Below are 18859 nucleotides of genomic sequence, written 5' to 3' on the forward strand. Positions count from 1 at the left end.
TACCTGTTGATCATGCAGATTTATGAAATTAGTTGAACGGTATATCGCGCGGGAGATATTGCTGCCGTTCATGGTAGTGATTCTTATTCTGGTCGGTTTATTTGCCAGCTTCAGTAGCGCACGGCTTCTGGCAGGAGCCGTCACTGAAACTTTAGGAATCGCCGCCCTGCTGAAACTGGTATTTCTAAAAACGCTGATTGCACTGGAAGTATTAATCCCCATCGCGCTCTATATCTCGGTCATTATAGGTCTTGGCAGACTCAATAAAGACCAGGAACTGAATGTAATGCGTTCTTTCGGCGTCAGTGGCACGCGCATTGTTCTCACCGTACTGACAGTGGCAATACCGGTTGGTATTGTCAGCGGCATGCTCTCTTCGTATGTCCGCCCTTGGGCTTATGCAGAAAGTTACATTCTGGATGCACAGGCGGAAGCCGAATTAAATACAAACCGGTTTCAGGCAGGGCGTTTTCATGGCAGTGAACGGACGGGCAGAATCGTTTATGTACGCAGCAAGAATGACACCGACAAGCAAATGCAGCATATTTTCCACTATATCAAGAAGCCGGATGGCAGTGAGATTGTCATTGCCAAGCAAGCTCGCCAGATTCAACCGTCAGAACCGGAACAAAGACCGCACATTCGGCTATTCGACGGCATGGTTTATCAATTAACCAGCACAGCAAGCATTGATGATGTCATCCAGTTCAAAGCCATGACTTATTTTATTGATAGTGACTATGTTCTGAATTACCGGCGCAAGGCGGCCGCCACAAGAACACTCTGGGAATCCGATCAGCCGCGTGATATTGCCGAATTGCAATGGCGAATTTCCCGCCCGGTCTCTACAATCCTGTTGGCTCTAATTGCCGCAACATTTATTCGTAGCACACCACGCCAAGATAAAACCGATCGAACGTATCTTATTGCAGCACTCGTTTTCGCCGCCTATTATAATTTTACCGGGTTGGCCAAAAGCTGGGTTGAGCAAGGTGTCGTTGGCAGCATACCGGGAGTTTGGTGGCTTTACCTGCTCATGCTGGCAGCATTGGGTATCTACGCACTGTTAAGACAAAGACAATTTCCGCGCCCACGATGATCATTTATCGCTATATCGCATACCAAGTTCTGATCGGCTTCATGATTGCCACCTCGGTTCTGCTTCCTTTATTCAGCTTCTTTGATTTATTAGATCAACTGGACGATGTAGGCAGAGGCACCTATCGCGTCAAAGATGCCTTTCTCTACACAGCAATGCTCTTGCCGCGCAGATTTATTCAGATCGCACCTTTTGTTGCTTTATTAGGCACAGTCGTTGCACTTGGGAAACTGGCCGTGCATTCTGAATTAATCGCTATGCGCATTGCCGGATTGTCACCGCTTCGTATCAGTCTTGCACCATTAAGCGTTGGTATTGTACTGCTGCTGAGCGTCGCGATATTAGAGCAATTTGTGGCACCCCAACTGCAACAAAAAGCGATTACCTATCGAGCTATCGCGCTGGAGCAAAGTGCTGAATTGGGCAAGAATCTGGGAATCTGGACGCGCAACGAGCAAAATATCCTGCGCATTGGCCACATGTTACATGCCAAAAGAGCAGCGGATATTGAAATCCTGCAACTGGACCAGGAAGGTTTCTTAATAAGACATACCTTGGCACAATATGCGGACATTATCGATGACGATATCTGGGAATTAAGCAATGTCGTTGTCAGAACATTTAAAGATGATCAAATTTTAGCAACCCGCTTCAATACATTAAATTGGTCCTCTTTTCTGAATCCGGAAGATATCCTGACGCTCACCAAGCCACCCGAGAGCTTGTCTCCACTCGAATTGGTGCGGCATGTGGAATTTCTCCGCAGCACAGGTCAGGATGCGGATTCCTACGCATTGGCGTTATGGCGAAAAGTTGGCAGCGCACTGATGACGGTAGCCATGCTGCTGTTATCCATTCCATTTGTATTTGGATCAATCCGCACCGGCTTGAGCAACAAACTGGTATTTGCTGCATTGATCGGCATAGCCGTTTACTTGCTGGATCAAATTATTGCCAATGCCGGATTGATATTGCGTATAAACCCTGCATTCATTGCGCTTGCCCCTGGCTTCACCATGATCATTCTGGCCAATGTCTGGTTACGCCGGACTTTTTAACACCGAACTGTTAATGTTGCCACAAAACATCTAAAATCGCGTAGCCTTACGTAACCCATTGCACATCACGTTAATAATTCAATCGTTAATTGCGTTCAGACAGAATCCAATATCCATCACACATGTCGACTTCAACATATATTTATATTTTTGGTGAAAGTGAAATAACCATTTGGGGGCTAACCGGCCGAGAGCGTTTGCAACGCATGTTACAGGCACACGAGCACGCCCTGCTGGTTGATGATGCTGAAAAAATTCCTGCAAGCGCCACTGCTTTATTTTTGAATTCTAATTTTCTATTTGACGCCAGAGTGTTGACTGCGTTGCTCGGATTGGATAAGAAAATCGCCTTATACAACGACGAAGGCTGTCCCGCCGCGATACGCACCGATGGCAATCAAGCACCGCAATTACTCAGGAATCTTAACAATAACAAAAGCCAGAATTACAAATTCGTGTTACTAACCATTCCGCGTATTGGCTTGAAAGATCTGAAAATAGATTTTCAGCAAAATCTGAAAAAGAAAGACCCGCCTTATATTTTACCGGTCAGCGAAGCCAATCGCCCGCTATTGGAACAAGAGCTGTTCTCCGGATCATACAAAGGCGTGACTGATCTGGTCACCAAATGGCTGTGGCCGCTGCCGGCATTCTGGGTGACGCATTATTGCGTACGCCGAGGCTGGCAACCCAATCACGTCACCTATCTCAGCATTGTGCTCGCCATTCTGACCGGACTGGCATTCTGGGGCGGATTTTTCGGGATTGGATTGCTCATGGGATGGTTCATGACCTTTCTCGACACCGTGGACGGAAAGCTTGCACGCGTCACTGTAACTTCCAGCCGCCTGGGGGATGTACTGGATCATGGTTTGGATATTGTTCATCCACCCCTGTGGTATCTGGCGTGGGGAGCCGGTTTGGCGGGCACCCTTACGCCAATCAGCGGCTTGGAGATCATGATGTGGCTCATGTTCCTAGGTTATGTGGGTGGGCGCTTATGCGAAGGCGCGTTCCAGTTTTGGCTGGCATCTTTCGACATGTTCATCTGGCAAAAATTAGACTCATTTAACCGGCTGATTACTGCCCGGCGCAATCCGAATCTGATTCTACTCACGTATGGGTGGTTAACCGATCAACCGGATTTCGGATTGCTGTTAGTCGTCGCCTGGCATGTCATCTCAACGGCGATACTGATATGGCGCTTGATGATCGGCTGGCAAACCAAGCAGAAAGAGGGAACACTGAGATCCTGGCTGCAGGATATCGATCCCGCACGTGACCGGGAAATATGGGCAGTCAAAATATTTACACGCGCGCCGATCAATTTGAGAAAATCCTATTCCGTATCATCCCATTAAGCCACACGCAGCAACGCTCAATGACATCACAAGCACGGATTGATCGCCTGAAAACCGGAACAGCCAAAATCGGCTGCCTGATTAATCCAATGGGCGGCCAGACGCGCAAACGCCAACCGGCTATCCGGCAAGCATTGCATGAAATACCCGGCATCATGGTCTGCGAAGCTACGGATGCAATCACTTTTAAAAGCGCCATTGATCAGCTAATACAAGCAGACATCGATTTACTGGTGATTGTCGCCGGCGACGGCACGACGCATGCGATACTCGGCAATCTGTTTAAATTATTAGCACCCGAAAAATGGCCGGTGCTGATGGTCATACCCGGCGGCACCACCAATATGACGCCACTGGATCTGGGCATACAGGGCAAACCCGAACAAGCATTGCACCGCTTGCGGGATTATCTGTTAAAACCATCAACACCTACGCTGGTGCAGCGCCCGGTGCTACGAATCGAACAGACTGGAATGCCTCCCATTTACGGCATGTTCTTCGCGATTGGGCTGGTGGCGCGCGGCGTGAAATTTTCGCGCAGCCCGGTCAAACAACTGGGAATCACCGGCAGCATTTTTACGTTTCTGATCATGCTGCGATCACTCATTGGCATCATTATCGATATGCTACTTGGCCGCCAGCAAAGCGAGTGGGCGCCGGTCAATATGACAATGACGGAAGCGAATGGACGAACCCATCACGGCACTTATCTGTTTGCACTGGTCAGTGCCTTGGATCGTTTGTTACTCAACATCCGTCCGTATTGGGGTAAGGAACCCGCACCGCTTCATGTCACTTGGGTCAATCAACAACCTAAGCATCTGTGGCGTTCGGTATGGCCATTGCTATCAGGCGGCGGCCAAGTGTTACAAGAAACCGATGGCTACTATAGCCATAATACCCATTCCTTGACCTTGCAAATGGACGATGAATATATTGTGGACGGTGAATTGTATCGATCTGCAAGCCCACATGAACCTTTGCGAATTTCCGCGACGGATCCCGTAACATTTTTTTTACCCGAGGACACCACGATTTCCATGACCAGATCCAAAGCCACATCCGCTGTGCAACTGCCTGTTCGATTGATTAACGAAGTGGCTTGGGAAAGCAAAAAGGCGGTATCGCCGGATCTCGTTCCTTTGGTGGATGCACTCATCATGCGCTTCGGCACATCACTGGATGCGGTGATTCTGTACGGTTCCTGCTTGCATTCCGCCATCAGTCTGGAAGAAGGCATTGTCGATCTGTATGTCATTGTTGATAGCTACCACAAGGCTTATCCCGAGCGTTATTTGGCCAATTTAAACGCCTGGCTGGCACCCAATGTTTTTTATCTGGAAATCCCGCATCAGGAAAGAACGTTACGCGCCAAATACGCCGTCATTTCTACCGGTGATTTTGCGCGCGGCGCGCAATTCTGGTTTCATCCGTATATCTGGGCGCGCTTTGCGCAACCCTCGCGGCTGCTCTACTGCCGTGACGATTCCGTACGGGAGCGTATTTATGCGGCACTGGCGCATTCGGTCGTCACCTTTCTAAAATCCGGCGTACCGGCACTCGAGGCAGGCATACTCGATGTCGAAGAAATCTGGACCCGTTGTCTGACGCTCACCTACGCTGCCGAATTACGTGCAGAGCGAGAAACACGTGCACGCCACCTGGCGCAGGTTAACCTGAGTGCACTAATCCGCCTGACAGAAGTGGCAGCCCCCATGCTGACAGGAATATTGGAAAAACAAGAAAACGGAAAATATCGCTGCCTGACCACTCCGGAAACACAACGGCAAGCGCTCTGGCTCTGGCGGCTGCGCCGCTGGCAAGGAAAGATCCTGTCGATCCTGCGATTATCCAAGGCCACACTTACTTTCAATAATAGCGTCGAGTACGCTGCCTGGAAAATAGAGCGGCACACGGGTGTCAGAGTGGAGATTACCCCGATGCTGCGTCGCCACCCTATCCTATGGGGTTTAAAAGTAGCCTGGCGGTTGATGCGACGGGGTGTATTGCGCTAAGTACAGTCCAGTACTGTGCTTCAAAAGATAATAAAGATCAACAATCTACGGACTTTTTAATGGAGACAAACATGAATTATCTGTATCGGCTACTCGTTCTTTCATTATTCTTGATGCTGACAGCTTGCGCCACGATGTATCTCGAGGGCCTGGAGAAAGTTGGCATTCCGAAACGCGACGTGATGGTATACCGGGTTGAAAAAGCGCGCGACACACAGGAAGAAACCAAAGAACAATTTAAGTCCGCCCTGGAACAATTCACCGCCGCAACCAATTTTCAAGGCGGCGATCTGGAAGCCACTTATAAAAGGCTGAACGAAGCCTATGAAGCCAGTGCCGCTAAAGCCGAAGAAGTCAGAAGCCGCATCGCCGATATTGAAAGCGTCTCTGAAGCGTTATTTACCGAATGGAAACAGGAAATCACGCAATACAGCAGCGCCGCGCTGAAGCAAAGCAGTCAGAAAAAACTCGACGCCACGCAAACGCATTACCGTCAGCTAATCGCTTCGATGAAACAGGCGGAAGGCAAAATTGAACCGATCCTCACCGTGTTTCACGATCAGGTCATGTTCCTCAAACACAACCTCAACGCACGCGCTATTGCTTCACTCAAAGGTGAATTGGGTACGATTAAATCAGACGTATCCGCGCTGGTTGTTTCCATGGAGCAATCAATCAATGAAGCGAATGCGTTTATCAGCACGATGGAAAAATAAACCATCTCAAAGCAACCTTGGAATAACTGTCATTCCGAGCGCAGCGAGAAATCTATAGCGTTGATTGCCAAAGATTCCCCACAGCGTCCGGAATGACAAACGGGTTTATTCAATAGCTCCTAACGATAGAGGCACGTCTGTGGCACTCAAACCCACCATCTACAAATTTAAAATTGCACTGACCGACCTCAATCGTAATTATTACGATACGCTCAACCTGACCATTGCCCAGCACCCCTCCGAGACGCTTGAGCGCATGATGGTGCGTATGCTGGTGTTTTGTATCAATGCACAGGAATCCCTAGCGCTCAGCAAAGGATTGAGTACCGTAGAAGAGCCCGACCTATGGGCACATACCCCGGATGGCCGGATTGCTTTATGGATCGATGTCGGAGAACCCGCCCCGGATCGAGTCAAAAAAGCCACCCGGATCGCACAAACCGTCAAAGTGTATAGCTTTAACTCCAAATCGAATGTCTGGTGGATGCAGGAAAAAGCAAAATTCAACGAACTGACCGCCGCCATTTTCCAGTTTCAATGGCCAAACATTCAGGCACTAGCCAAGTTGGTACAACGCACGATGGATATCTCCGTCACGATTACTGAGGAATCAGCTTATGTGGCGGCGGAATCTGGGGAATGTGAGGTAAATTGGGGGACATTAAAGGCTGGCTGATTCTTGTAGGATTTGAAGCGATCGTCATTCCTACTTAGAAACCTCGAATCAGAGAAATGAGTAAAGGAAGCAAAACTCAGTGAACTATTGTTCTATTCTCTGAAACTGAGTTTTATATAGCGTCATCTTTAGGCATAAATTCTTCACAAAAACCGCTAGAAGTTTTCTCCTCTATGGTAAAACTAGAGCGCACCGAATCCTGATTTCGCCAAAGCTTCCGAAACATCGGTAAGGGAAAAGACGTCAAAATGGCGTCCATCCTGTAAGCTAGCAATAGCCTCGGAGACATACTTTTTGTCATCCTCACTAGTAACCAATATCCAAATCGCAAGCTTACTTAGAATTTCATTAAATAATTCAATTTGTTCTGATGAAACGATACCGGTCTTTACACGCTGCTCCAAACTACCAATACGTTCGGAAAGAATGTCCAGAACTGTTCTGACTCTCCAAAGCACTGCTTCAGGACGAAGAGCAGTAAAATTGCCAAAATATATTCCTTGCATCCCACTGAAATCATTAAGAAATGAAAATCCAAGTGGACGACCAAGTTCGTATAAGTTTCTCTCTCCTTGCTCTGAAAGTGTAGCCACCAGAGCACCTTTCGTAAGGAGAAAGCTGCTTAGCAATTGATCAATAGGAACTTCTGATGATGACTTCTGAGTAGTGACTGTGATTGCTTGATCAATGGCTTCAGATGCAAGGCGTTCAAAATCCCTAGTACTGTACTTGATTGTATCTAGCCCTGCTACGTTGAAAGGTAACTTCTGGTTTCCTCTTTGAAATGGTATCACGTATTTATTGAAGCCGAGCATGAGGCCATATTCCATATTTACGTTTGCGTTCGGTATTTCTGCAGCTGCGGTCTCTTCATTATTCAGGAGGACAATGCAAAATTGTGATGTGATTATTTTCGAGCAAATCTTTGCACAGTATGCGTTTTGACCTGGAGCTAAGGTGCCGCCGGCCTGGATTGCTTGAACTCCGCGCTCCTCAAGTAGTTTGCTGAGCAATGACATCTCGAGCGTGCTTTCATCAAATCCATATGCGATGAAACAAGTTCGAGTCGAAGAAAAGACAAAATCGCAACGTGGAAGTCCAATGACGCAAGTTTCGTGCTTGCGAATGGTAATATCCATATAATTCCTTTGAAAGAAGTGAGAGCTTTGTGACTTAACTAAGATTAGGCATGCTTCACATAAAATACAAATTTACCAAATCAATGAAGTGCGCGAAGTTATAACCCATTTATCTCAAAGTAACAAACACATCAATTCAATCAATACAAACCGTCTCCGCAATATGCCGGAAAATAGAATTGGCCGAAAAACCAAACCAATCCCGGGATTCATCATGATGCGCGCCGATTACCATGCCTTTGGCTTCTTTATCCGGATACAACAGCATCGTGATTGAACGGGCTTTGTGATAAGTGCAGTCAAATTCATACAATGTTTTGACTGCATGGTGCCCGCCTTTTTGCGTTTCATCGTAGCTGGATAACACCCAGATTCTTCGGAACTGGCCGTTTTTTTGCAAGGTCTCCGGGTCAAAGTAATGCGCTTCGCCGGGTTTGGCAGCAGCATCGGCTTTAATCCACTTGGCTTGCACAGTTGTAACAGCCATCAGCAGAAACAGTACCATTAAACATTTTTTCATAATTAATCGCTATAATTGGCTTGTCCAATCTGTTTTTCTTTCCCCGGAATTTCCAAGCAATGGGTAATCCGTATAGGCTTCGTGCCTTTCTGCAACAAAGTCACAAAAGTAAATCATTTTGCCATTAAAGTGTTCCAACTGCTGGTGTTTTCAACTATTCTTAGCATCCATCCGGCCTAGTGATGTGAGGTTCTGTATCGCAGTTTCTCAATGGAATGACACGATGACGTGCACGTTATGAATGTAACAGGCCGTTGAAAAACGTATTCGAGGCAGCCGATGCAAGGCAAAAACAGGCGAAAAAGCGCAGTTTATGCATAATAAATGAGCATTTTGAGTCTGTTTTTAACACCGCAGCGGCAACGCAGATAGTTTTTCAACGGCCTGCTGGAATGAAAGTATATTCTTGGGTTCAATAAGTACTAGCAATCTACAGCTTTATGAATAGCCTTAATCTGGAGTTAACTATGGAAGAACTAAATCAAGCCTGGGTCATGTTAAAGCTGGGTGGAATTATTATCATTCCACTATCTTTACTGGCGGTTATCGCTCTGGCAATCATGCTTGAAAAAGCATTTATCTATTGGCGTTACGCGCGCCTTTCCAGCGATTTGCTCAATCTTGTCGAAACGTATGGCTTCAAGTGGAACGACCTGGAAAAAATCCTTTCCGGGCTGGATAAGCGTCATTATTACAAGCGCTTCTTTGAAGTGGTGATTTCCAACCGGCATAAACCGGCATGGTGGACGGAATCGCGCGCTGCCGATGAAGCGCAAATCATTGAAGAATCCTTGTCGCGCCGGCTTTGGGCTTTAGAAACCATCGTCACAGCCGCACCGTTGCTTGGATTGGTCGGAACCGTGGTCGGTATGATGCGTGCTTTCCAGGTGATTGGCAGCGAAGGCATTGTTAACCCCGCGGCGGTCACCGGCGGTGTTGCAGAGGCGCTGATTGCAACCGTGGTGGGCCTGGCGATTGCGCTGGTGGCCTTATTTGGGTTCAATTATTTTTCCCGCTTACAATCACTGACATTGGATGAAATGGAACGCCTGGGTACGCGGCTGATCGATAACATCCGCCTGGATCAACAGGATAATACCCATGAAGCTCCGTAAATCCCGCGTGATTCATAAAGGTAAGATAGAAATCATCCCGATGATCGACGTGATGTTTTTCTTGCTGGCGACATTCATGCTGGCTTCTTTATCGATGCAGAAACTGGATTCATTGCAGGTTGATTTGCCCGAAGGCCAAGCTGAGAAGCTCAGTGCGGAAAAGCCTGTTACTCTGACACTGACCAAAGACAGTAAAATCTTCATCAATCAGACGGCGGTTACGCTAGAAACGCTGGCCACAACACTCAAGCCGTTACTCGCAGACTCCAAACAGAAGCTGATTGTGTCCGCGGATAATGATGCACCGCAAGGTATTGTCGTGCAGGCCATGCTCCGCGCCCGATCCGCCGGTGCCCAGCATTTTCTGATCGCGGTCAAACATAAATAGCACAGAAAAGAATGGTAAGTTCCAGATCGAGAGAAATTCGCCTGTGGTGGCCATTGCCACTGGCTGCGCTCGTCTGGCTGTTGCTTATCTGGGGATTGGGGTTTTTCTTGTCAATTCCCGAAGTAGAAATTGAAACACCACCCCCAATTGCTGCCAGCTTTATCGATTTGAACGAAACAGAGGATGCCAAGAACTCGCTGCCCGCTTCTCCGCAATCTGCCCCAACGCCACCACAGGAGAAACCTAAACCTGTCGAGGAAGCGAAACCGGCACCGAAATTACCGCCGCTTCCCGCTCCAAGTCCGCCATCACGTTCACAACCCAAGCCGAAAGCGGCTGAGAAGCCCAGCAAACCCACGCCCACCCAGCCTGCCAAAGACAAGGTAATCACTAAAACGCCGCCAAAAGCGCCTCCAGATACAGCTACCGATCTGTCTGATTATATTAATCAGGCCAAAGCGCGCCGCCGAGCGGAAGGACTTTTTGATAATGATGAAATGGCAGCGAACACTGCCGCGCCGCAACCCACTGCCGATGAAATCCGTATGGCCAACGTCAGACGCAACCTTCAGACTCCCGGCACCAGTGGCATATTTCAAATTCTTAGAATAGGTCCGCGCACGGCTGAATTCTCTTTCCGCGCCTGGACAACGGGTCAAAGTAACCCCCGGCTGCAAACGATCCAAGTGGAAGCCGGACCGGATGGCAATGTTGAACTGGCCATGATTCGCCGGATGATCCAATTAATTCGTGAGCATTACAAAGAAGATTTCAACTGGGAATCACACCGTCTGCACCGTGTCGTCGTGTTATCCGCACGCGAGAAAGATTCAGCGGGACTGGAAGATTTTCTGATGCGCGAGTTCTTTATTAATCCGGTACGTTAACCGTATTGAGATCAGTCAATCCCAGGAATCTGGAATTCATTCTGATCAGCCGATAAACCGGCATGCGTGAAAAATGCTTCGCTCAACTTTGAAACCGGAACGTCCTGGCATTCCAGATTGGCGACCAATTGGTTGTTTTTCTCAACGGCAACGCCGTCTTTTACGCCCCAACCCTTGCCAATCGCGGCATATACAATGTAATGGTGCAGCCCGTTGATAAAGCGCAGATAACCCCCGCCACCGCCAGCAAACATCAGGGTTCTGGCTTGAATGGATTGAGAAGCCGGAGCAGCTTCGGTCAAATCCGGGAATGCCAGTTCGAGCGCACCTTTTTGCCCGAACCGATACTGCAGATAGCCTTTGCTAGCTGAAAAATCATTGGAAGCACACACTGAAACTGTTTTTTTACCGAGCGAACAAGAAAAGATAACTTGTTCATGCGTGTCACAAAGTGATTCTGCCGCCCAAACAGGTAAGGCGGTTAGCGTGAGCAGGCCGCACAGACAGACAAAAGCGTTTAGCTTCAAGCCAACAGCAAATAATAATTATTAAAATGCTTGATACGATCGTCTAGACCGATGACCCCACCGTTCACTTTTTTAGTTATTTTTGTCACCACGTCATCGCTTGATCCTTCATCGGCCAATTGATTAAGTAAACGAATATTCCAGAACCAGGCAGCTGACAGGAGTGGATATTTTGAAGCCACCAAATCAGGATTATTCAAAATATCATCGTTGACGGTTTGAGCAAACTTGCTGTAATTGTCTTTTCCGGTCAGTTGGATATAACCTCTTCCCCGGTATTTATAGCCTTCTTTGCTGGCTTCGTCGCCATTGCCCATTCTGCCGCCATAAACCCGTGATGCAATTTTCTCTGGCTGGCGCGCATAACTATCCGCCAAATTATCAGGAAAGTATTTTGGAAAGGTCTTTTTTAACCCATCGGCAGAATAGTTTAAGTTCTCCTCACGCGCTTTAAAGTCCATACTTTCATGAGCACATTGCGCCAGAAAGTGCGCCAGGCGTAGTGGCGTATTGATAGCGAACTTCTCGGCGCAATCTGGAATTTGATCGAGCACGGCATCCGGAATGCGGGTTTTCAATCCATCTATTGATAACATCATGGCACCTCCAATGATTTAATAGAGTTAAATAATCGACCCAAGTACAATTGAAACATAGCCCCTAATAATATAATAGCAATCTTTAGAGCCACCGTTTCCTATGTCCACGATTAAGCCGCTTCCCGAGTTATTGATTAACCAAATCGCCGCCGGTGAAGTGGTCGAACGCCCTGCTTCGGCACTCAAGGAAATTCTGGAAAATAGTGTCGACGCAGGCGCAAAGAAAATTACCGTGCAGCTCCAACAAGGCGGCGTCAAGCAGATTCGCGTCATGGATGACGGCACGGGCATCGCCAAAGAGGAGTTACTGCTGGCCTTGACGCGCCATAGCACCAGCAAAATCAGCACACTGGAAGATTTACACAAAATCACCAGCCTGGGCTTTCGCGGCGAGGCGCTGGCAAGTATCGCCGCCGTATCGAGACTGACATTAGCCAGCCGCCAAGCCGGGCAAAGTCATGCCTGGCAGATACAGGTCGATGGCAAATCGGTCTCGCAGCCAGAGCCTTCTTCGCTGACAAGCGGAACAACTCTGGATGTGAACGATTTATATTTCAATATCCCCGCACGGCGCAAATTCCTAAAATCGGAAGCCACTGAGCTTGCGCACTGTGACGAGGTATTCAAACGTATTGCGCTGTCCCAAGCCGGTATTGAATTTGTATTACAACATAATGGCAAAGTGCGCCGCCAGTTACGCGCAGCCAATTCAGCGCAACGAATCCAATCAATACTGGGCGAAGAATTCGGCCAAACCGCTGCGTTTGTCGACGAGCGATCTACAGATATTTATCTGCACGGCATGGTGGCGCTACCAGCCTATGCACGGTCATCACGGGATGCACAATATTTTTTCGTGAATAACCGTTTTGTCAGCGACAAACTGATCTCGCACGCCCTGCGCGAAGCCTATCGGGATGTATTGCATTTGGACAAACATCCGGCTTTTGTTCTGTTTCTGGATGTCGACCCGGAAAGCGTTGATGTGAATGTGCATCCGACAAAGACAGAAGTCCGTTTCCATGAATCACGCGCGCTGCATCAATTCATTTTTCATGCAATCAACAAGGCACTGGCTTCGCCGAACAAAGAAATAAAAACCGGCGAATCGATACAAGCAACGCAGTCATTCCCTGCTTACCCCAGAGCAGCCCCTACTCAGCCCAATGCCGTGTCGCAACCGGCAAGCTTTTATCGCACGTTATTTGGCACGGAGACTGGTTCATACCAACCGGCACCGATAAACACAGCGCCTGTCACACCCATAGAAAAATCGGATCAGCCCGCCTCAGTGCAAAAAGAACAGGACAGCCACCCGCTCGGTTTCGCGCTGGGACAACTGCACGGCGTTTATATTCTGGCGCAAAATACGCGCGGCCTCGTGGTTGTTGACATGCACGCCGCGCATGAGCGGATTATGTACGAGAAACTCAAGCAGGCGCTTGATCATCATGAAATACCGATGCAGCCGCTGCTGATTCCGGTCACTTTTTACGCCGATGGCCTGGAAGTCGCCGTGGTGGAAGAAAATCAGACAACGCTGGATCAATTGGGATTCGAAATCGCGATCCTATCACCCATCACACTGGCAGTCCGCGCAGTCCCGGCGACGCTACAACACGCCGACATTGCGCAACTCACGCACGATATCTTGCGCGAAATCCGCGAATACGGCGCCAGTCAGATTCTAACCGCCAAACGCAACGAAATACTCGCCACCATGGCCTGCCACGGCGCAATCCGCGCCAACCGCAAACTGACTGTCGAAGAAATGAACGCCTTGCTGCGCGAAATGGAAACCACCGAACGCGCCGGCCAATGCAACCATGGCAGACCCACCTGGTTTGAGACCAATCTTGCTGACTTGGATAAATTGTTTATGCGGGGAAAGTAAATTGATTCTGGTTAATTTATTTTCTTTGCGATATAGCGAGTTTTAACAAATTGAGGTTAAATGTATAACAGTAGCCTAAAGTTCTTTTTCTTAAAACTAATAGAAAGGGGGGTGTGATGGTTGATGATAAAAATACAATTCCTGAGAGGAAGGCATCCATCGGAGAGTGGATAGAAGCTAATTGGCCATGGATTGCCGCTCATATTTTTAACTTATTGTATGCCTTGATAAACTCTCCTCCAGAAGGTGGCATTCAAATACTTTCAGTAGTTATCTTTATGTGCATCATTTTCGTGCAAATCTATACTGATCCGATCAAACCGCTACCCCTAGAAGGATCAGACCCGGAAGAGAGAAATAAAATAGAAGAAAAAAGATCCCAGCAGCGGAATAAATGGATGAAATTTGCTTACAGTTTTATGTTGCTATCACTGTTCTTAACTTTCTATCCATTTATTAATCCTCTTTTTAGTTCTTATAAGCAGCCATCTAATAAACAGTCTGAGATTGTATCTGATAAGCCGTCTAAGCCTATATCTGACAAACCATCTGAGATTGCACCTGATAAGCAGTCTAAGCCTATATCTGATAAACCGTCTGAGACTGCATCTGACAAGCAATATCTCAAAACACTTCGTGAACGACCAATTGCTGTATTTATTGGTTGCACCCTGGATAGCGAAGCAAAGAATTTACGTTGCGAGTTCAAAGATAAATCTCAACCACCTGCACCTATTGCACCTACACCTGCACCTGATGCTAAACCAGCACCTGCTACTGCTGGCTCAGCAGCAGCTAGTTTTGGTTATGCATGGGTTATAAACATCGGCGGATATGTAAAAAAATGTACTAATAATGAGGATGAGGATGGTTTCGGAAAGTCAGTTATCTGTGAGGTAAAAGATGGATTGCTTGTTCCGCTCTATTTTATCATTATGGCTTTGATGGGAGGCAGTATCAGCTTGACCAGACGGCTACCCGAACTTCAAAAGCAGGCCGGTTCAGAGCATATCGCCACCGAGAAGCAACCAAAATTATCGCAATACGAATTTCGTGAACATTTGATATTTCAAATGGTGCAATTTATTTCAGCGCCTTTTCTTGCGATTCTTGCGTACTATCTCATTGAACCCAGCAATACGACCAATGCTGTCGTTTTGGCATTTACCGCTGGATTTGCATCAGAAACGATCCTGCTTATGGTGCGATCCATCGCCAATAAGATAACCCCGGAAAACAATGCTGCGCCACAGTACGGTGCTGTTACCGGCGTTGTTACATGGAATGATAAAGATCCTAGCTTAAGAAAGCCTGCTGAGAAAATCGAAGTATCTTTGTCCGGATCACCTCAAATACAATCAATCACTGACGCGCAGGGGTTTTATATACTGGGTAATGTACCAGTTGGAGATCATAGCATCCTATTTACCAGCACGGAGAGCGTGGAAACAAAAGAGATCGTGAAAATTGATCGTGCCCAAGCGATTATTAAAAAGAATATAACCATTGAGAAGAAGGCATAGCCCCGTGTTTCAGGCTCACTTCTAAGCTATTGTGTGAAATGACAGCAGGATTGGGAAATTTACCCTGTAACTAAAGTGCGTAACTAGCGCAAAATCTTGCGTTAGTTACGCACCCCAATCCTTTTTTTGCTAATCAACCATACAACTGCCGCTTCAAGCCGCAACGATTCAATATGATTGCGCTGATTTCCTCAATCGAAATGCGGGTTGTATCCAAATAGGGAATATTGCATAAACGAAACAACGATTCCTGCCACTGAATTTCCCGCTGGCATTGCGCCAGTGAAGCGTATTGGCTATTCGGGCGGCGTTCCTGCCGGATAAAATGTAGTTGGGCGGGGGTCAGCGTCAAACCAAATAATTTGCTTCTGACATTTTCCAATACCTTCGGCAACTGTTGTGAGGACATATCTTCTTCCGTCAGCGGATAATTCGCCGCGGCGATGCCGTATTGCAGTCCCAAATATAGGCAGGTGGGCGTTTTACCGGAACGCGAGACACCGGTCAGAATAATGTCGGCTTCGGCGAAATTCTTCGGATTAACGCCGTCATCATGCGCCAACACGTAATTGATAGCGGCAATCCTTTTGAAATAGGACAAGTGATGTTGCAAGCCATGAGAACGTCCAGCCATGCGGGCAAAGGGCTGGTGCAATTCTTCCTCGATTGAGCGGACAAATGTTTCAAAGAAATCGAATAGGCGACAATTCGCTTGTTTAATGACTTCCAGAATTTCCGGTTTCAGCAAAGTACTAAACACCAAAGGCCGATGTCCGTCGCACTCGGCAGCGTGATTAATCTGCGCTAACACGGCTTGGGCATTCTCGATATCGTCGAGAAAAGGTACGTTGATCGTTTCCCATTCAATACCGTCAAACTGCGTCAGCAAACTGTGCCCGAGTGTTTCCGCAGTAATGCCGGTACGATCGGATAAATAGAAAACCGTGCGTTTTTGCTGCGTCATTGTTTGCCCAGATTTGCCAGATCAAGCCAGGTTTGCATCACCGAATCGGGGTTCAGCGACAGACTGCTGATGCCTTGCTCATAGAGCCAGGCGGCAAAATCAGGATAATCCGAAGGCCCTTGCCCGCAGATACCGATATATTTACCCTGCTTGTGGCAAGCATCAATGGCCATTTTCAGTAATTTCTTCACGGCGGGATTGCGCTCATCGAACACATGGAAAACCAAACTGGAATCACGATCAATACCGAGTGTGAGTTGGGTCATGTCATTGGAACCAATAGAGAAACCATCGAAGTACTGCAGAAATTCTTCCGCGAGTAACGCGTTGGAAGGAATTTCGCACATCATGATCAAGCGTAAACCATTCTTGCCGCGCACCAATCCTTGTGATGCCAATAACGCGACCACTTGTTCTGCTTCTTCGAGTGTCCGGCAAAAGGGAATCATGATCTCAACATTGGTCAGGCCCATGTCGTCGCGGACTTTACGTAAAGCGCTGCATTCGAGCTCAAAACATTCCCGGAAAGTTGCCGCAAGGTAGCGCGATGCGCCCCGGAAACCAATCATCGGGTTTTCCTCCTGGGGCTCGTAGCGGCTGCCCGCAATCAGATTCGCATACTCATTGGACTTAAAATCGGATGTGCGCACAATCACAGGATGCGGATAGAAAGCAGCGGCTAACGTGGCGATGCCTTCGACCAATCTTTCCACATAAAAGTGAACGGGGTTTTCATAACCCGCGATTCGGCTGCTAATTTCGGCTTTCAGTGCATCGGGTAATTGATCAAACTCCAAAAGCGCTTTGGGATGGATGCCAATCATGTTGTTGATAATGAATTCCAGTCGGGCCAGCCCGACGCCTTGATTGGGGATGCGGGAAAATGTAAAGGCATGCGATGGGTTACCTACATTCATCATGATTTTTACTGGCAAATCAGGCAATTGACCGGTATCCGCCGTGGTATGCTCGAATGGCAATAGCCCTGCATACACATAACCGGAATCGCCTTCGGCACAAGAAACCGTGACTTGCGCCCCCGCCGCGATATGTGCTGTCGCATTGCCACATCCGACCACCGCAGGAATCCCCATTTCCCGTGCAATAATGGCCGCATGACAAGTGCGCCCGCCGCGATTGGTAACAATCGCAGAAGCCCGCTTCATAATCGGCTCCCAGTCCGGATCGGTCATTTCGGTAACCAGCACATCGCCGGACTGAACTTCGTGCATCTGCTCAATACCCATGATCAGGCGGGCTGTTCCCTGGCCAATTTTATGTCCGATTGCCCGGCCTTCTGCGAGCACTTCTCCCTTGTCACTGAGTTTGAATCGCTCTATGACTTGGTTAGCGCGGCTTTCCACAGTTTCCGGGCGAGCTTGTACAATGTACAATTGGCCATCCAGTCCATCCAGCGCCCACTCAATGTCCATCGGGCGGCCATAGTGTTGTTCAATAATCAGCGCTTGACGCGCCAACGCTTCCACCTGGCTGTCCGATAACGAGAAACGCATGCGGCGATCCATTTCTACATCACGCGTAAGCGTGAGCGCATCGTTGGCGCCTTTTTTATCGCCATAAATCATTTCAATGGCTTTCGTACCTAAACGCCGCGAGAGAATTGCCGGACGACCGGCAGTCAACCCGCGCTTGTACACATAGAATTCATCCGGATTAACGGTACCCTGCACAATGGTTTCGCCCAGTCCATACGCAGCGGTGATAAAAATCGCATCGCGGAAACCGGATTCGGTATCCAGCGTGAACATCACGCCACTGGCGCCCAGATCGCTGCGCACCATTTTCTGAATCCCGGCGGACAGATATACTTTGTCGTGCGGAAAATGTTGATGAACCCGATAAGCAATGGCGCGGTCGTTATACAGTGAAGCAAATACCACTTTGATCGCTGCAAGAATCTGATTCAACCCATGAACATTCAATAACGTTTCCTGCTGACCGGCAAATGAAGCATCGGCCAAATCCTCAGCCGTTGCTGATGAACGCACTGCAAAAGAAACCGCATCATCCCCGCTGCCTGCTGCCAGTTTTTCGTAGGCTTCTGACACTGCTTGTAAAATAGTATCCGGTAGCGTGGCATCGAGCACCCAACCGCGAATTGCTTTACCGGCGGCGGTCAGCGCATTAATGTCGTCAATATCCAATCCATCCAATATATGGTTGATACGATCAACGAGCCCATTGGCAACCAGAAACTCCCGATAAGCCTCTGTCGTGGTCGCAAAACCTGCCGGCACGTTCACACCAGCCTGTGAAAGGTGGCTGATCATTTCTCCCAGCGAGGCATTCTTACCACCAACCAAGCCTACATCGTGCATCGTCAATTGATCAAACCAGGCGATATATCCAGTCATAGA

General features: G+C 48.1%; 17 protein-coding genes. 11 read left to right on the top strand and 6 right to left on the bottom strand.

The genetic code is table 11. The annotated features are described in order from the left end of the window. Nucleotides 1-22: 22 nt before the first annotated feature. From lptF to NIT79A3_RS15915, 6 genes are all read left to right on the top strand, one after another. Nucleotides 23-1099, top strand: a complete 1077-nt coding sequence (gene lptF, locus NIT79A3_RS15890) for an LPS export ABC transporter permease LptF (protein WP_013967161.1) — start codon at nt 23-25, stop codon at nt 1097-1099. Beyond that, the gene (lptG, locus tag NIT79A3_RS15895; RefSeq protein WP_348225657.1) at nt 1021-2157 is read left to right on the top strand and encodes an LPS export ABC transporter permease LptG; all 1137 of its coding nucleotides are present in this window, start codon (nt 1021-1023) and stop codon (nt 2155-2157) included. Before lptF ends, lptG begins: the two co-directional genes overlap by 79 nt. A 122-nt stretch (nt 2158-2279) precedes the next feature. Then, nucleotides 2280-3518: a CDP-alcohol phosphatidyltransferase family protein gene (locus NIT79A3_RS15900; RefSeq protein ID WP_013967163.1), complete on the top strand. Its 1239-nt coding sequence runs from the start codon at nt 2280-2282 to the stop codon at nt 3516-3518. After that, the gene (locus NIT79A3_RS15905; RefSeq protein ID WP_348225658.1) at nt 3449-5533 is read left to right on the top strand and encodes an acylglycerol kinase family protein; all 2085 of its coding nucleotides are present in this window, start codon (nt 3449-3451) and stop codon (nt 5531-5533) included. Before NIT79A3_RS15900 ends, NIT79A3_RS15905 begins: the two co-directional genes overlap by 70 nt. 71 nt (nt 5534-5604) lie before the next feature. Then, on the top strand, nt 5605-6249 hold the full coding sequence (locus NIT79A3_RS15910; RefSeq protein ID WP_013967165.1) for a DUF2959 domain-containing protein: 645 nt from the start codon (nt 5605-5607) through the stop codon (nt 6247-6249). Nucleotides 6250-6388: 139 nt separating this feature from the next. Continuing rightward, the gene (locus tag NIT79A3_RS15915; protein WP_013967166.1) at nt 6389-6925 is read left to right on the top strand and encodes a YaeQ family protein; all 537 of its coding nucleotides are present in this window, start codon (nt 6389-6391) and stop codon (nt 6923-6925) included. A gap of 182 nt (nt 6926-7107) precedes the next feature. Here NIT79A3_RS15915 and NIT79A3_RS15920 read toward each other — a convergent pair whose 3' ends face one another. Together NIT79A3_RS15920 and NIT79A3_RS15925 are read right to left on the bottom strand one after the other, a co-directional pair. Then, a complete protein-coding gene (locus NIT79A3_RS15920; RefSeq protein WP_013967167.1) occupies nt 7108-8064 on the bottom strand; it encodes a TIR domain-containing protein in 957 nt (318 codons plus the stop codon). Nucleotides 8065-8200: 136 nt separating this feature from the next. Continuing rightward, the gene (locus NIT79A3_RS15925; RefSeq protein WP_156797117.1) at nt 8201-8584 is read right to left on the bottom strand and encodes a surface-adhesin E family protein; all 384 of its coding nucleotides are present in this window, start codon (nt 8582-8584) and stop codon (nt 8201-8203) included. Between the two features lie 467 nt (nt 8585-9051). On the opposite strand from NIT79A3_RS15925, the gene NIT79A3_RS15930 reads away from it, so the two are divergent. The 3 genes from NIT79A3_RS15930 to NIT79A3_RS15940 are packed head-to-tail and all read left to right on the top strand — an operon-like array spanning nt 9052 to nt 10974. Next, nucleotides 9052-9699 (top strand): MotA/TolQ/ExbB proton channel family protein, encoded by a 648-nt coding sequence (locus NIT79A3_RS15930; protein WP_013967169.1) that lies wholly within the window; start codon nt 9052-9054, stop codon nt 9697-9699. Next, entirely contained in the window at nt 9686-10087 is a 402-nt protein-coding gene (locus NIT79A3_RS15935; RefSeq protein WP_013967170.1) for a biopolymer transporter ExbD, read from the top strand. The genes NIT79A3_RS15930 and NIT79A3_RS15935 overlap by 14 nt, the downstream gene beginning before the upstream one ends. An 11-nt stretch (nt 10088-10098) precedes the next feature. Further along, nucleotides 10099-10974 (top strand): cell envelope integrity protein TolA, encoded by an 876-nt coding sequence (locus tag NIT79A3_RS15940; RefSeq protein ID WP_013967171.1) that lies wholly within the window; start codon nt 10099-10101, stop codon nt 10972-10974. Nucleotides 10975-10985: 11 nt separating this feature from the next. Here the strand turns inward: NIT79A3_RS15940 and NIT79A3_RS15945 are convergent, their stop codons facing one another. Beyond that, nucleotides 10986-11501 (bottom strand): hypothetical protein, encoded by a 516-nt coding sequence (locus NIT79A3_RS15945; protein WP_013967172.1) that lies wholly within the window; start codon nt 11499-11501, stop codon nt 10986-10988. Then, complete coding sequence (locus NIT79A3_RS15950; RefSeq protein ID WP_348225659.1) at nt 11498-12079, bottom strand: glycoside hydrolase family 19 protein; 582 nt, start codon at nt 12077-12079, stop codon at nt 11498-11500. The genes NIT79A3_RS15945 and NIT79A3_RS15950 overlap by 4 nt, the downstream gene beginning before the upstream one ends. A gap of 121 nt (nt 12080-12200) precedes the next feature. Between NIT79A3_RS15950 and mutL the strand changes: the two genes are divergently transcribed. Both mutL and NIT79A3_RS15960 read left to right on the top strand, forming a co-directional pair. Then, nucleotides 12201-13994, top strand: a complete 1794-nt coding sequence (gene mutL, locus NIT79A3_RS15955) for a DNA mismatch repair endonuclease MutL (RefSeq protein WP_013967174.1) — start codon at nt 12201-12203, stop codon at nt 13992-13994. A gap of 116 nt (nt 13995-14110) precedes the next feature. Next, entirely contained in the window at nt 14111-15517 is a 1407-nt protein-coding gene (locus NIT79A3_RS15960; RefSeq protein ID WP_013967175.1) for a hypothetical protein, read from the top strand. Nucleotides 15518-15650: 133 nt separating this feature from the next. On the opposite strand, the gene NIT79A3_RS15965 is transcribed toward NIT79A3_RS15960, so the two are convergent. Then, the gene (locus tag NIT79A3_RS15965) at nt 15651-16481 is read right to left on the bottom strand and encodes a pyruvate, water dikinase regulatory protein (RefSeq protein WP_013967176.1); all 831 of its coding nucleotides are present in this window, start codon (nt 16479-16481) and stop codon (nt 15651-15653) included. After that, nucleotides 16478-18856 (bottom strand): phosphoenolpyruvate synthase, encoded by a 2379-nt coding sequence (gene ppsA / locus NIT79A3_RS15970; protein ID WP_013967177.1) that lies wholly within the window; start codon nt 18854-18856, stop codon nt 16478-16480. Before ppsA ends, NIT79A3_RS15965 begins: the two co-directional genes overlap by 4 nt. Nucleotides 18857-18859: the final 3 nt, after the last annotated feature.

The sequence above is a fragment of the Nitrosomonas sp. Is79A3 genome (assembly GCF_000219585.1).
Lineage (GTDB): Bacteria > Pseudomonadota > Gammaproteobacteria > Burkholderiales > Nitrosomonadaceae > Nitrosomonas.

Coding starts and splice junctions, on each gene's coding strand:
- lptF (WP_013967161.1), top strand. CDS start 23: ATGAAATTAGTTGAACGGTATATCGCGCGGGAGATATTGCTGCCGTTC.
- NIT79A3_RS15900 (WP_013967163.1), top strand. CDS start 2,280: ATGTCGACTTCAACATATATTTATATTTTTGGTGAAAGTGAAATAACC.
- NIT79A3_RS15905 (WP_348225658.1), top strand. CDS start 3,449: ATGGGCAGTCAAAATATTTACACGCGCGCCGATCAATTTGAGAAAATC.
- NIT79A3_RS15910 (WP_013967165.1), top strand. CDS start 5,605: ATGAATTATCTGTATCGGCTACTCGTTCTTTCATTATTCTTGATGCTG.
- NIT79A3_RS15920 (WP_013967167.1), bottom strand. CDS start 8,064: ATGGATATTACCATTCGCAAGCACGAAACTTGCGTCATTGGACTTCCA.
- NIT79A3_RS15925 (WP_156797117.1), bottom strand. CDS start 8,584: ATGAAAAAATGTTTAATGGTACTGTTTCTGCTGATGGCTGTTACAACT.
- NIT79A3_RS15930 (WP_013967169.1), top strand. CDS start 9,052: ATGGAAGAACTAAATCAAGCCTGGGTCATGTTAAAGCTGGGTGGAATT.
- NIT79A3_RS15935 (WP_013967170.1), top strand. CDS start 9,686: ATGAAGCTCCGTAAATCCCGCGTGATTCATAAAGGTAAGATAGAAATC.
- NIT79A3_RS15940 (WP_013967171.1), top strand. CDS start 10,099: ATGGTAAGTTCCAGATCGAGAGAAATTCGCCTGTGGTGGCCATTGCCA.
- mutL (WP_013967174.1), top strand. CDS start 12,201: ATGTCCACGATTAAGCCGCTTCCCGAGTTATTGATTAACCAAATCGCC.
- NIT79A3_RS15960 (WP_013967175.1), top strand. CDS start 14,111: ATGGTTGATGATAAAAATACAATTCCTGAGAGGAAGGCATCCATCGGA.
- NIT79A3_RS15965 (WP_013967176.1), bottom strand. CDS start 16,481: ATGACGCAGCAAAAACGCACGGTTTTCTATTTATCCGATCGTACCGGC.
- ppsA (WP_013967177.1), bottom strand. CDS start 18,856: ATGACTGGATATATCGCCTGGTTTGATCAATTGACGATGCACGATGTA.